Consider the following 13,379-nt stretch of genomic DNA (forward strand, 5'->3'; position numbering starts at 1 on the left):
GGCTCCGCCCTTTCAGTCCCATTCGGAGACCTATGATTGGGCCAAATACTATGCACTTACTCTTTGTACGCTTGCATTAACCTGACCGACGGGTAATTACCCGACAATAGCGGTAGTGGTCAGATCTACCTTCAATACCATCTGGAGCGACTCCAGCACAACGGTAACGATCTTGCCATCCTGGCGAATAACGGTGCCAGTCGAGTCGCGGAACGAACCCGATTTGATGGTCATCTGCGTACCCGGACGTAAAGGTTTGATTTGAATCAATTGATGATCGACATCGGCCAGCATCGACTTTATTGAGTCGATCTCGGCGTCGCGAACAATGGCTGGTTTTCCTTCCCAGAACAGGTACCGAACGAGGCCGGGTACCGAGAATACCTCATGCCGTTGCCGTTCTTCCAGCCTCACAAAACAGTAGGAGCGGAACAGGGGCTCCTCTACTACCTTAACCCGATCAGACCATTGGCGGGGGCGTTTGATCATAGGGCAGTACACCTCTATGTTCTTTGCCCGTAGTTTTTCCGCAACGATTTTCTCATTTCGAGACTTTGTATAAAGAACGAACCAAGGCATAATCTTAACGTTTGTTGATTAGTAGGCCGTTAACAGCCTGTAGCAACGCTTAGTACGCTTTGCGCTTCGGGTAGCTGTAGCCATAGCCGAAATCCTCACTGTTAGGGTAGTTAACGGCATTGACAATGACGTTCAGCGATTTGAACTTGTGGCTGTCGTTCAGGTTAGACAGCAAACGCATGTAGTTGCGGGGGGTGTACTCGTGGCGTACGACGTAAAAAGCCGTATCGGTATAGGGTCCCAGCAGCGTGGCATCGGCCAGCATACTCACCGGAGGAGTATCCAGTATGATGTAATCGAACTCATTGCGGAGTTGATCGAGCAATACCTGAATGCGTCCGTTAGACAACAGCTCCGTTGGGTTATTAGGAATTGGACCGCTCGAAATGAAGTACAGATTAGGATGAACCTGGGTTTGCTGAATCAACTGCTCATGTCCAATCCGGCCATCGAGATAGCTGGAGATACCCGGTTTGTCGAGCTGAGTCATGTTCAGGTACTGAGCCGTTTGGGGCTTACGCAGATCCAGTTCCAGGACAATGACCTTCTTGTTGAGCAGCGCCAGGCTCAGGGCCAGGTTTATGCTGACAAAGCTCTTGCCTTCTCCACTAACCGACGAAGTGATCAAAATCACCTGCCCGTCTACCGCTCCATCTTCCCGGGCTGCATACTGTAAATTGGCCCGGAGAATTTTGAACTGCTCGGCAATGAGCGAGTGGCTGGTCAAGTCAACAATGTTGTTCTTAAGCTGTTTTGGCTTCCTGGTGATCTCACCGAACACCGCAATGCCTGTTTCTTCTTCGATCTCCTTTCGCGACTGTACTTTGTCGTTCATCAGGCCACGCGCGCTGATAAACCCGGCCGGAATAAGCAGTCCTGCGAAGACGGCCAGCATGTAAATGCTACTGTGACTTGGCTTAATTGGCCCCGGAGAACTGTACGGTGCATCCATAACGCGGCTATCCGTAATGGAAGGCGCATGGGCAATGGCTGTCTCTTCTTTTTTCTGAAGGAGCAGCAAATACAGGTTTTCCTTGATGGACTGCTGGCGCTTAATATTCACAAACTCGCGCTCCTTGCGGGGAATCGTTCGGATAGACGAGGTAAAGCGGCCATTCTGCTGTTTCAGGCTGCTTTGCGTTACCAGCAAATTCTGCCGCTGGTTAGAAACGTAGTCCAGAATAGAGGCCTTGGTACTGGCAATCTGGGCCTCAATCGTTTGCCGATAAGGGTTGTCGGGCTGGGTTGTCCGGTTGTATTTTTCCTGCTGTGTGCTAAGATCACTTAGTTTTCTCAACAGGCCAGACAAAACAGCATCATTCCCCATCACCGTAGCGGGGGCCGCGCCGTCCTGGCTGCTTCTCAAATATCTCTCGACCCCACTTAACATCTTCAGCTGAATATCAACGTCGTTCAGGCGGGCGTCATTATCTTTTACCGATTCCAGAAACAGGTTTCCTTCCGCGCTCAGATCCGTTATGCCAGCTTCACTCTTGTAGGATTCTACGTTTTTTTCAACGTTACCTAACTCGCCGGTAATCATACGCAGGCGCTCGTCGATGAACTGCATCGTACTGGCCGCTTCCTTGTTCTTATCTGTCAGGACTGCGAACGTGTACTCGTCCATCAGCTTGGCCAGAATCGCTTTCCCTTTTGAGGGCACCGACGTTTCCATGCCCAGCTTAAGTACCGTACTCTTCTGGTTGTTCAGTTCTACTTTGACTGCTCCCTGATATTGCTGAATTGTTGACTCTTTGTCGTAAAAAGCAACCTTAATTACGTTTTTTTCGGGGTTATAGAGCGAATCGATATACGTTACGTTAAACGTACCGTAATCACTTTTTGCTACCTGGTTAAAGTTATATTCCCCTTTCTTATTGCCTTCTTCATCCAGCAGTTCATACTGCTTTGGATTCAGAATATGTACAGAAACTGGCGCATAATAAGCCGTTGGATTAAGCTTAATTACGTTTACATGAATAGGCGACGAATCAAAAATTTCTTCATCATCCCGAACATCCCCTTTTTGAAAATAGGCGATGTTCAAATTCAAATCATCGACCACCCGCTGAATCAATGTGCGGGACTTTAATGTCTCAATTTCATTCTCGATATTTTTTTCGCTTGGCTTGCTGTTTTCGCTTTTGATGATGTCATCACCAATCATACCCTTATCCTCTTTTTTGATAAGGAGAGCCGCGCTTACCTGATAAATTGGTGTTGTGTTGCGAAGGTAATAGTAGGCACCACCCAGGGCAGCTACCAATGCAATAACAAACCAGTACCAATTGCGTAAATACTTCGAAAAAAACAAGCGCATATTCACGGGCTTATTTGGCGTCGAATAGTTATACTGATTGTCAATCATTTCTAGTCTTATTTATAACGTGAGTTTCTGAAATATGGCTGTTCGGGCTAGTTGAACAGGATATTTGCCAGAAATAATAATGTGGATGTTAACCCTAAATAAATAGGTAATAACTGAAACGTACGGTCGGCGGATGTCAGTTTTCCACTACGCGGTTCTATATAAACAACGTCGTTATTTTGAACAAAGAAATAAGGTGAGTTCAGCACGCTTCTGGAGGTTAGGTCCAGGCGGATAACTTCGCGCTTTGCCCCGTTCATTCGGATAAGCATCACATTATCCCGACGGCCAAAAACCGTTAAATCACCGGCCATTCCTAGCAGGTCAGGCAATGTTGTTTTGTTATCAAGTAAACTAAAAATGCCTGGGCGGTTAACTTCCCCCAATACGGTAACTTTGTAATTCAACTGACGAACCGTTACCGAAGGATTGGTGAGGTATTTGCCAAGTTTTTCGACCAAAAGTTTATTGGCATCTTTTATCGACAATCCTACTAAGTTTACGTTGCCAACGAGCGGGATATTAACGTTTCCTGCTTCATCGACCATGTAACCCAAAGGCTGCTGTCCCTGCGTGGTTGCCCCCGGAAAGATCGTTAGGTTAAGCGGGTGAACGTTAGGGAAGTTGATGAGCTCGTTCGATTCTTCACTTAAGCTTGTTACAACGATGGCAAGAATATCTCCTTTTTCAATAACTGATAGTGAGGGCGTTACTGGTTGTAGTGTACTGTAGCTTGCGGTATCTATCTGGCGACCCCCCTGAAAGTAGATCACTGATTTAGTTGATGTACATGCTGAAAAAAAGACCATTAAAAAACCGAAGTTAATTAATGTTATACAGAACTTGTTTAAAGTCAGTCTGTTAATGGAGGTGGTCATATCAATACGTTGTCGGTGAAAAGTATACTTAATCGGGTTGCCGGATTACCAGGCATTTTTATCACCTTCAAGCATTGTTTTAATAGTGAGGAAAAATATTTTCATATCGAACAGAAAACTTCTCTGTTTGATGTAAAAAAGGTCGTAGCGAACGCGGTGATCCATTTTTTGAGATTTCTCAGTTTCGCCCCGTGCCCCGCGTACCTGGGCAAGACCCGTAATACCCGGTTTTATTGTGTACCGATTGCGGTAAGTCATGGATGTCCAATGAAGAACATCGTGTTGTACCGCGTGTGGACGAGGCCCAACGATACTCATACTCCCGAGCAAAACATTAATGAATTGAGGTAATTCATCGAGATTTGTTTTCCGTAAGAACCGACCAACCCGTGTTACCCGGTTGTCATTGAAACTGGTCTGCTTAAATTCCGTCTGCTTGCTATTGTACATCGTACGAAATTTTATGCAGGGAAAGCAAGCTCCTTTGTAACCAGTTCTGGGTTGTATGAAGAATATAGATCCGGGAGAATCTATAAAAATGATAATGCCAATTATTGGTAACAACCAACTCAGGACAAACACAATAACTACAGTTGAGATTAGTATGTCAACTATTCGTTTACCAACGAGTAAATAGAAAGAATTCGATTTATCAATGACGAAGCTTTCATCTTCGATCCATTGTAAATATAAATTGCTTGTCGGCTTGGTCGAAAGGTAGAATTTTGAAAGAACGTTTTCCATGTTTCTTTGGCTAAAGCTTGGTGTTACTTCGATTGTATCTAGTTCACAGTCTTTGTTACTTTCCCTTGAAGAAACGATTGTGTTTGTCATGGCCTAAAACCGGTATGTGAAATTTACAACCCGTAGAAAAAATTAATAAGGCAAGCGTAGTAAGTAAACTGTCTGTAAAAGTTACAGTAGCCTCTTAAAGCTTACCGTTATAACTTGCTTCAACTTTTAGACGCTGTTTTAGTCACAAAATTACTTGAGTACTACTAAGAAAATAGGATAAATTATTTAATGGGACTTTTGTATTAACTCTAAAATTTGTTACCACAGTGCCGCAAAAACTGTCATTATAGCCGCATTATGTTTACTATATTTCTTAAAAATAATGTTTTATAATTTATTTGTTGCCTTTTAAAAATTTATGTAAATAAATAATCTAAAACTAAGAAGAGAAATTATAGTATTTTTTTTATGATTGCCGTCTGAAAAAAAAAGCCGCTACTTAGAAATTTTTTTTAGGCAGTTTTACTACTCTGAAAATTGCTTAATCTAATATGGGAATTATATAATTATTTCACTATTCTCTTACTTCTCTAACCTACTGTCCAAAAATTTCGGCGATTTGGGGGGTCTACAGGATTTCTACTAATTGACCCGATTAGCAGAAGTTACAAAGATGTATCGGCTTGTTATTAATTGGTACACTAAACACTTGATCAATAAGGATTTAACAATAAGTTAATGAGAGTTTCAACAGACTGGACAACTGTTGTTTATCCATTTTCTACAAAGACCTTTCTTACAAACACGAGAATTAGCGTCTTTGGTCAACGAAGTAGTAACGGGTAAAAGACAGAAAGTATACGATCGTTTCCACACGAGTGATATTGTACTTTATGAGGAAGTGTATTTATTCGATTTGTAGCTTTCAGGGAAGTAAGTGAAGCTTACGAAAACAAGTAACTAAACTTTTTTTATAGTAGCAAATAGGCAGGAAAAAATTGCTCAAATGGTAGTTTTGTTAAATAAAATTGATGTAAGATAAACCAAAATAGGGGTATAGAGTAAATTATAGTTAGTTATTCATGATGACAAAAGGTGCTTTAAATTGCCCGTAAAGCAACGGTCCTGTTAATCGGTTTTGTGGGCATTTACCGACAGTAAAGACGCGTTGTTTTTAGCTACTTATCGAACTCTTACAGACAGTTTTTTTAATTGATCGAGATGACGTCCGTATAGCCGTTGTATATACACTTTTATTAAAAGAAGAAGGCCAATCAAACCCGCAGTTAGTAAGGCTAACAGCATAAAAAAGGTGGGTTTGTTTGTATTAATTTGTTTAGTGGAAGCAAAAAGGGATCGTTGATTTGCCAGGCGGCTACCGTGTAACCGATGTAGCCGCCCATGAAAAAATGATGGGCTCCGCCCATAGGCAAAAGCTAAAGTGGATTCGGATAAATCGTTCTGCGACCTTGATCTGGCGCTGTAAATAAGTACGCAGGTCGGTAACTTCGGGTTGCACGCCTTCAGTGTTGGTACTGCCAGCTAAAGGCGATGATCTGTACGATACTAATGACACCGACGATGCCCGTAAGCCATCGAATGGTGTACCATCATCATCGTACGGGGCATGGGCCAGCGCTAGTTTGCTGTCCAACACCTGCTGCATGGTTATTTTCTTTTTCTTACGGAAGTAAGAAATGGCGGTATTCAGGCAATCTGATAGAGCTAGGCCGTGAAACGAGGGTCATTCCGAAATAGGCCATGACGTCTAGGCATTCAGCAGAATCTCCTGAAACAGGTCCTCCCGGTCGATGGAGTTGTTAATATATAAATGGCAGACCTTGTGGATGATCTTCTGATGCTGTCGGATGAGGTTGAGGGAATCCGGCGCGGAAGACATGGCGTTTGTCAGGGAACAGCTAGTTCACGGCTTTTATGGTGTAGCCTTTTTTGCGGAGTAACTGAATAACGCCCTTGTCGCCCCCCAGATGACCGGCCCCAACGGCAATAAACGTGGGTTTTTGCTTAACGGCCTGCTCAATCGTCGGAATCCAGTTGGCGTTGCGGTCATTGAGTAGTACATCTTCATACCCCGCCATGTCGCTAAACTCACTCTGCCGCATCAGTTTGAGCAGTCCATCGAGGTCCTGCGCTTTATAGAGGGTGATTAGCTGATTGAATTCAGTACGTGCCTTTTCCTGATTCCGGACCATCTCCACCAATTCGGCAGCTTGTTTCTCGACCGGAATTTTGTCGAAAACGTCGAACTGCGATTCCACGGTTTCGAGCCCCAGGACTTCCTTTTTCTGCTCCGACGCCATTTTGGCGAAGGTCATATCGTAGGATTCGGGCTGGCAGTTAAGCAGTGTCATGTAGTTCATAGACATCAGCGCCAGGGGTTTGAGCATTCCCAACTGAGCGAGGCCCGCGCCCATTTTGCTTTTGTAATAGTCATTCAGCAGGTTGTAATCGTCGGGTTTGAGCCATTCTTTGTACGACTTCCCACCCGTATTCATCATGCCTTTCTGCATTTTGGGCATCATTTGCGGATCGTCCATATCCAGTTCCAGATACACCTGCTCTGTACTCGACAGGGCTTTCCTGATCGGCTCGGTAATGGCGAAATCGGTAGGGCAGATGAGGTGAATGGTTCCGAAAAGGTACGAGGGTTTGGCGAGATCCTTGCCCGATATCTCCCAAAGCATAGACTTGTTCTGACCAAAGCCAAACGTTGTTAGTCCAGTCAGGGTAAACGTTAAAAATAGTTTCTTAAGCATGGTTGCGGGTTATTAATGTTGTGTTTGACGTATAGGTCGCCGGGTTGATTTAAATAGTACAGCAGGAGTGAAAATTTTTCTGCTCGGTATAGTCTGTGACTATGTCTAAAACCTGTTTAAACTTTTGTTTCGATGCTGGTTTTGTCATCCCTCGTTCCTCGGGATGACAAAAAACGCCTAATTCAACTTGAAAAATAAAAATTTAAACAGGTTACCAATAAAAGATGACAGCACTACAAATAAACTGATAATCGCCAATCAACCTCCTGTCGCCAGCAGCGTTAGCCAGGCTTCTTTGACGTTGCGCTCGGCCAGCAGGTTTTTAGCCCGCAAATGAAGCAGGTCGGGGAGGTATTGGCAGCCGTTTCTGGCTTCGTCAAATAACGCCGTCAACGCGCCGGATTCCAGAAAGGCCGTCACCTCGTCGGCGGTGGGCAATTCTGAAATGCTGCCCAGTTTCCCGAGGTCATTCCCTGATAAAATGGCGCTGTTACGAATGTGGACGGGAATGGTATCAACGCCGATGCCTGTCTGCGGGCGGGCTACTTCAAACAGCGCATCGCCCTGCGCACGGCAGTACCAGTCGCCACCCATCCGGGCAACAAGGTCGATCAGATGCGGATCGACGGTGCCTTTTTCGGTGAAAATAGCCTCGTGAAAGTGACCCGCCACCACTTCGCAGATAACCAGATGCCCGGCTCCTGGCCCCTCGCCCGAAGCAATGATCTGCTTCACGACACATTCAAAAACGGCTGGTGATTCGGCAACCCTTGGCGGACGAACCAGATCGGACGGAACAGCGGTAAATCCGGCTTTTTCAAACTCATTGATACCTCGCTCAAACTCGGCACTGGCCAGCGACATTTGTTCCACCATGGCGTAATTAACGACGTTGATGACTACCTCGCCAACCTCTTCCAGATTGAGCAGGGTATGTTTTTTATGCCCGTGCCGGTTAATGGTCGGGGCAAAAACCAGCGTTGGCGGGTTGTAGCCAAAGAGGTTAAAGAAGCTGAACGGACTTAAGTTGACGGTGCCATCGGCAGCAATGGTGCTGGCGAAGGCAATGGGACGCGGCCCAATCGTACCGATCATGTACCGGTAAAATTCGTTAGGGGGCACATCCGCCGGGCGAACAGTTTTAGTCATGCAATGAAGTGGCCGTTGGGCGCGGGTGAAGTTGATAGAACAAATGTATACCAACCCCAACACTATATACCAACGAATTTCCCGCTACATGCCCGATTCCGGGGACAAAATACGGGGGTACTCCGCCGTCTTTGGTACCGAAGATGGCAGCTGTTGTGACCCGGCCCGTAAAGCGGAGTAAAAATCGGGGTGAGAGCGCCGTCTGATGCCCAAGAATGCCTTCAAGTCCAATGGCCAGATTGGACAGGTCGGGAATAGGGCTTTCGTAGTCACCGAATGTAGTGCCTTTGAAGAAGTACGTGCCGGATTGACGGTACGACGAAACCAGCCCGTGCCAGCCAAGTACCAGCCCACCATCGCCTATGCGTTCAACACCCACTTTGAGGTAATAGCCTTCATCGTGAAGCCGTATGTTCCGGAAAATAGTATCGGAGCGGAGACCGGCATACCCGCCAACGATGGATAAATACGTTGTCGACAGTGGGATTTTAACAGTAGCTTCGGCCAATCGGTAAGCATTATGTGCCGGTCCAACGGCGGAGAAAACGGGTTTCAGCACATCGACACCAATGAGTACCGAAGGACTCTTTTGTCCGAAACTCACCGAGGGAGCGAGCAGTAATCCCATCAAAAGTAGCCGTGATTTCATAAGCGTAGGGCTAGTTCAATGTGCGTTTCCTGCGGGCCACCGGGAAACGAACCGTTTCGATTTTGCCAGTACGATACGCTGGAAACAGTGCCCTGAGTTGTCTTGGCGGGGATTCCGTCCGGTTCGAACAGATCCAGCACATAGCCGCATCGCTGATTTCGGAAGGCGAAGGAGCGTCGGTAAAAAACGGTGACGGTATCCCGGCGGCCATTGAGCTGAAACACGTACCGACTCTGGTTGGCATTGAGGTTTAGGGGCAGTTCGAGCCAGATTCCACTGGTGACGATTGATGTCGATACCGGTTGCTTAGGCAATGGATTCCGGGCATCGAGGGCGTAGATTGTGTCGATCTTCGCGGGGGTTGTCAGTTGCAGCGACAAATTGAGAAAGGGCTCTCGGGACGGCCCGCAGTTCTCACAACTCATCAGCGCAAACGATAAGCCAAATGCCATCAATAACAGGGTAAAAACAGGTCGCATAAAACGCAAAAGGAGGTAGGTAAACGACTGACCCTTAACTGGACGGATGCGTTGGACTTAGTAAATTTTATAGTCGTGCCTTGACGTAAACTTAAATGATTGTCCCCGTAACCTCGCCAAGATCTATGCGAATGCCCTTGTGAAAACCGTGTCCCTGCAAGGTTACCGTATCGCCATTGACCAGAAAGGTACGGGCGGTTGTGTGGGATAAATGAAGGGGACGCTCGCCGTTCCAGCTTAGTTCGAGCAGCGAGCCGTAACTGCCGGGTGTGTCGCCGGAAATGGTGCCGGTGGCCAGCAGGTCGCCAACGCGCAGGTTACAGCCGCCAACCGTGTGGTGCGCAATCAACTGGGCGAAGCTCCAGTAGAGGTATTTGGTATTGGAACGGGCAATGCAGACGGTCTCACCATCGGCAGCTTGCAGCCACACGGCCAGTTCAAGATCGAAATGGCCCGGCGCAGAGGTTTGCAGATAGGGCAGGGGCGTGGGGTCCTGCGGCATGCCCGCCACCCGAAACGGCTCCAGATCATCGAACGGTAACACCCAGGCCGCCAGGCTAGACGCAAAGTTTTTCCCCAGAAACGGCCCCAACGGCTGGTATTCCCACCGCTGAATATCCCGCGCCGACCAGTCGTTGAACAGCGCAACCCCAAAAATATAGTCTTCCGCTTCTTCCATAGGAATGGGTTCGCCCAGCGGGTTTTCTTTACCGATGATGAGCGCCAGTTCCAGTTCAAAATCCAGCGCTTTCGACGGACCAAAGGTTAACCGATTGTCATCCATAAACTGGCCGCTCGGTCGGCGGACGGGCGTGCCGGAAACCACAATCGACGACGCCCGGCCATGGTAGCCTACAGGAAGCTGTTTGTAATTAGACAGCAGCGGGTCGCCCTGTGGCCGGAATATGCGCCCCACATTTTCGGCATGGTGAATACCCGCGTAGAAATCGGTGTAATCGCCAATCCGAACGGGCAAGTGCAGTGTCACCCGCGATTCATGAATAAAAACCTGATCGTGAACATCGGCCAGCGCAGCGGTGTCATTGTCGAGTAGCTCGTTCAGTCGTTGTCGGATGGCGCGGTGAGCCGGTTTACCGAGGGCGATAAAGTCGTTCAGCGCCGGTTGGGCAAATACGGTGGGGTCGATGGATAGATCATCGAAATAACCTAGCAAACTCACCACTTCGAGGTCGAGAACGAGGTCTTTGTATTGGATACCCACGCGGGGGCTGGCGATGTCGTAACTGAAAATGCCGTAAAGCATAAGGGTTGAAACGGTTGGCGTTGGATTAGTACAAAAGTAAAGGAATTCCCCCGGAGCTACCCCAAACCGAAAGCCATACAATCCGATAGATTCCCGGCTTGAGTCTCTTTGTAGAGTAGCACTTGTATAGCCCCTTGCCTTCATGAAAAACCGAATTCTGCTCTTTCTGTCTCTCACTACATCAACGATCACGGCCCAAACTCGCCTGTTCGTTTCGCCGTCGGGCCGTGATACCAATCCGGGCACGTTGACCCGACCGCTGGCAACGGTGCAGAAAGCCCTTGAAAAGGTGAAAGAGACTCCCGCCGACAGGGTTCAGATTCTACTGCGGGGAGGGATGTACTTTCTGCCCGCAACCCTGCACATCGATCCGCAAATTACCCAGGGGAAGGCATTGCTGATCGGTGCTTATCAGGCAGAGCGGGTGCAGGTGAGCGGAGGTAGGCCGGTGCGGGCAAATTGGCAAAAAGGTACCGGAAACGTATGGACGGCCGATGTGGCAGGCCCGGCTTTTGAGCAGCTTTTTATCAATGGCAAAAAACAGATTCTGGCCCGCTACCCGAACTACGACGCCAGGGCCCGCGTGTTCAACGGAACAGCCGCCGACGCTATCAGCGAAGCGCGTATCAGCCGGTGGCAGGCTCCAGCGGGTGGGTACGTCCACGCCCTGCACCGGGGCGAATGGGGCGATTTTCACTACCGGATTACGGGTAAAAAAACGAATGAGGTGACGATGGAAGGCGGCTGGCAAAATAATCGACCGGCTCCCATGCACCCCAAAGAGCGTTTTGTCGAAAACATCGCCGAAGAACTCGACGCGCCCGGCGAATGGTTTTACGATAAAACTACCCACAAACTATCCCTGATTCCGGCGCCCGGCGTCGATCTGACGACCGCGACCGTCGAAGTGTCGCGGTTGAAAGGTCTGGTCGAACTGGTTGGTGAGGCAAAAACTCCTCTCAAACATGTACGGATTCAGGGCATCCGGTTCGTCAACGCCGAGCGTACGTTCATGGAGCCTTACGAGCCATTACTGCGGGGCGACTGGATGATTTACCGGGGTGGGGCCGTTTTTCTGGAGAACACGGAAAACTGCCGAATCGACAACTGCGAATTTACTGATTTGGGCGGCAACGCCGTTTTTATCAGCCGCTATAACCGAAACGCGGTGATCAAAGGGGCACACATGCACCATATCGGAGCGAGCGCCATCTGCTTCGTGGGCGATTCGTCGGCGGTGCGCTCACCGGCATTCCGGTACGAATTGTTCGTGCCGTACGCGAAACTGGATAAGCAGCCGGGGCCGAAAAATGAGGCCTATCCGGCGCAGTGTGTAGCCGAAGACAACCTGATTCACCACATCGGGCAACTCGAAAAGCAATCGGCGGGGGTTCAGATTTCGATGGCTTCGGGCATCGTTGTGCGGCATAACTCCATTTATCAGGTGCCACGCGCCGGTATCAACATCAACGACGGAACCTGGGGCGGTCACCTGCTCGAATTCAACGATGTGTTCGATACCGTTCTCGAAACAGGCGATCATGGGGCGTTCAACTCCTGGGGCCGCGACCGCTTCTGGCATCCGAACCGGGGCACAATGGACAGTGTGGCGGTCGCTCATCCCGAACTGATCCTGCTCGATGCCCAGGCCCCGGTCATTATCCGAAACAACCGGTTTCGGTGCGACCACGGCTGGGATGTTGACCTGGACGATGGCAGCAGTAATTACCACATTTACAACAACGTTTTCCTGAACGGCGGTCTCAAGTTTCGGGAGGGGTTTCAGCGCGTAGCCGAGAACAATATTCTGATTAATAACTCCTTCCACCCACACGTCTGGTTTGCCACCAGTGGTGATGTGTTCCGTCGGAATATTGTCATGCGGTCTTACGCGCCCATCGGTATTACCCAATGGGGAAAAGAGCTTGATGCCAACCTGTTCCCCGATGCGGCAGCGTTGCAGAAAGCGCAGAAGAACGGCACTGATGCCCACAGCCTCTTTGGCGATCCCCATTTCGTGAATGCCGCAACGGGCGATTATCGCGTTAAAGACGATAGTCCGGCGAAGAAAACAGGGTTTCAGAATTTCCTCATGAATCAGTTTGGGGTACAAACGCCCGCCTTACGCGCCCTTGCCGAAACCCCTAAACTGCCTGTGCTTCTCAATGCCCAACTGGAAAACAGCGTTCAGGAACTGGTTTGGCTGGGTACTTCCCTCCGAAACGTACACGGTCTGGGCGACCGCTCGGCTTTCGGGCTTCCCGACGAAAAGGGTGTAATCGTGGTCGATATTCCCGCAGCCAGCAAACTGGCGCAGTCGGGTCTGAAAAAAGGGGACGTCATCCGAACGGCCAATGATGAAGAGGTGCCAACCATCGGGAAGCTGATTGCCATACAGCAGGGAGTCAACTGGACAGGCCGAATGGACGTAACGGTCATTCGGAATCAGCAAATAACGAAGTTGACCTTGCCGCTGAAATAGTAAGTGAGTGCGAAGCTGG

General features: G+C 48.6%; 12 protein-coding genes. 1 reads left to right on the forward strand and 11 read right to left on the reverse strand.

Annotated elements, in window-relative coordinates; all coding sequences use genetic code 11:
* Positions 1-96: 96 nt before the first annotated feature.
* The 11 genes from CRO74_RS16325 to fahA form a co-directional block, all read right to left on the reverse strand.
* Positions 97-579 (reverse strand): UpxY family transcription antiterminator, encoded by a 483-nt coding sequence (locus CRO74_RS16325; RefSeq protein WP_097127147.1) that lies wholly within the window; start codon positions 577-579, stop codon positions 97-99.
* A 49-nt stretch (positions 580-628) separates the two neighbouring features.
* Positions 629-2,947: a GumC family protein gene (locus CRO74_RS16330; RefSeq protein WP_097127148.1), complete on the reverse strand. Its 2,319-nt coding sequence runs from the start codon at positions 2,945-2,947 to the stop codon at positions 629-631.
* Between the two features lie 47 nt (positions 2,948-2,994).
* Positions 2,995-3,825 (reverse strand): polysaccharide biosynthesis/export family protein, encoded by an 831-nt coding sequence (locus CRO74_RS16335; protein WP_097127149.1) that lies wholly within the window; start codon positions 3,823-3,825, stop codon positions 2,995-2,997.
* 45 nt (positions 3,826-3,870) lie between these two features.
* Complete coding sequence (locus CRO74_RS16340; RefSeq protein WP_097127150.1) at positions 3,871-4,569, reverse strand: sugar transferase; 699 nt, start codon at positions 4,567-4,569, stop codon at positions 3,871-3,873.
* 1,366 nt (positions 4,570-5,935) lie between these two features.
* On the reverse strand, positions 5,936-6,226 hold the full coding sequence (locus CRO74_RS16345) for a hypothetical protein (RefSeq protein WP_097127151.1): 291 nt from the start codon (positions 6,224-6,226) through the stop codon (positions 5,936-5,938).
* A gap of 102 nt (positions 6,227-6,328) precedes the next feature.
* Complete coding sequence (locus CRO74_RS16350) at positions 6,329-6,460, reverse strand: sigma factor (RefSeq protein ID WP_144035937.1); 132 nt, start codon at positions 6,458-6,460, stop codon at positions 6,329-6,331.
* Positions 6,461-6,479: 19 nt separating this feature from the next.
* The gene (locus CRO74_RS16355) at positions 6,480-7,337 is read right to left on the reverse strand and encodes a TraB/GumN family protein (protein ID WP_097127152.1); all 858 of its coding nucleotides are present in this window, start codon (positions 7,335-7,337) and stop codon (positions 6,480-6,482) included.
* 258 nt (positions 7,338-7,595) lie between these two features.
* The gene (locus CRO74_RS16360; protein WP_097127153.1) at positions 7,596-8,486 is read right to left on the reverse strand and encodes a flavin reductase family protein; all 891 of its coding nucleotides are present in this window, start codon (positions 8,484-8,486) and stop codon (positions 7,596-7,598) included.
* Positions 8,479-9,135 carry a hypothetical protein gene (locus CRO74_RS16365; protein ID WP_097127154.1) on the reverse strand — a complete coding sequence of 219 codons (657 nt, stop codon included), beginning with the start codon at positions 9,133-9,135 and terminating at the stop codon, positions 8,479-8,481. The genes CRO74_RS16360 and CRO74_RS16365 overlap by 8 nt, the downstream gene beginning before the upstream one ends.
* On the reverse strand, positions 9,132-9,614 hold the full coding sequence (locus CRO74_RS16370; protein WP_097127155.1) for a hypothetical protein: 483 nt from the start codon (positions 9,612-9,614) through the stop codon (positions 9,132-9,134). The genes CRO74_RS16365 and CRO74_RS16370 overlap by 4 nt, the downstream gene beginning before the upstream one ends.
* A gap of 91 nt (positions 9,615-9,705) precedes the next feature.
* The gene (fahA, locus tag CRO74_RS16375) at positions 9,706-10,878 is read right to left on the reverse strand and encodes a fumarylacetoacetase (protein ID WP_097127156.1); all 1,173 of its coding nucleotides are present in this window, start codon (positions 10,876-10,878) and stop codon (positions 9,706-9,708) included.
* 142 nt (positions 10,879-11,020) lie between these two features.
* On the opposite strand from fahA, the gene CRO74_RS16380 reads away from it, so the two are divergent.
* Positions 11,021-13,360, forward strand: coding sequence for a PDZ domain-containing protein (locus tag CRO74_RS16380; RefSeq protein ID WP_097127157.1), 2,340 nt, complete (start codon positions 11,021-11,023; stop codon positions 13,358-13,360).
* Positions 13,361-13,379 lie beyond the last annotated feature (19 nt).

It is taken from the genome of Spirosoma fluviale (genome assembly GCF_900230225.1).
Taxonomy (GTDB): Bacteria; Bacteroidota; Bacteroidia; order Cytophagales; family Spirosomataceae; genus Spirosoma; species Spirosoma fluviale.

Coding starts and splice junctions, on each gene's coding strand:
- CRO74_RS16325 (WP_097127147.1), bottom strand. CDS start 579: ATGCCTTGGTTCGTTCTTTATACAAAGTCTCGAAATGAGAAAATCGTT.
- CRO74_RS16330 (WP_097127148.1), bottom strand. CDS start 2,947: ATGATTGACAATCAGTATAACTATTCGACGCCAAATAAGCCCGTGAAT.
- CRO74_RS16335 (WP_097127149.1), bottom strand. CDS start 3,825: ATGACCACCTCCATTAACAGACTGACTTTAAACAAGTTCTGTATAACA.
- CRO74_RS16340 (WP_097127150.1), bottom strand. CDS start 4,569: ATGGAAAACGTTCTTTCAAAATTCTACCTTTCGACCAAGCCGACAAGC.
- CRO74_RS16345 (WP_097127151.1), bottom strand. CDS start 6,226: ATGCAGCAGGTGTTGGACAGCAAACTAGCGCTGGCCCATGCCCCGTAC.
- CRO74_RS16350 (WP_144035937.1), bottom strand. CDS start 6,460: ATGTCTTCCGCGCCGGATTCCCTCAACCTCATCCGACAGCATCAGAAG.
- CRO74_RS16355 (WP_097127152.1), bottom strand. CDS start 7,337: ATGCTTAAGAAACTATTTTTAACGTTTACCCTGACTGGACTAACAACG.
- CRO74_RS16360 (WP_097127153.1), bottom strand. CDS start 8,486: ATGACTAAAACTGTTCGCCCGGCGGATGTGCCCCCTAACGAATTTTAC.
- CRO74_RS16365 (WP_097127154.1), bottom strand. CDS start 9,135: ATGAAATCACGGCTACTTTTGATGGGATTACTGCTCGCTCCCTCGGTG.
- CRO74_RS16370 (WP_097127155.1), bottom strand. CDS start 9,614: ATGCGACCTGTTTTTACCCTGTTATTGATGGCATTTGGCTTATCGTTT.
- fahA (WP_097127156.1), bottom strand. CDS start 10,878: ATGCTTTACGGCATTTTCAGTTACGACATCGCCAGCCCCCGCGTGGGT.
- CRO74_RS16380 (WP_097127157.1), top strand. CDS start 11,021: ATGAAAAACCGAATTCTGCTCTTTCTGTCTCTCACTACATCAACGATC.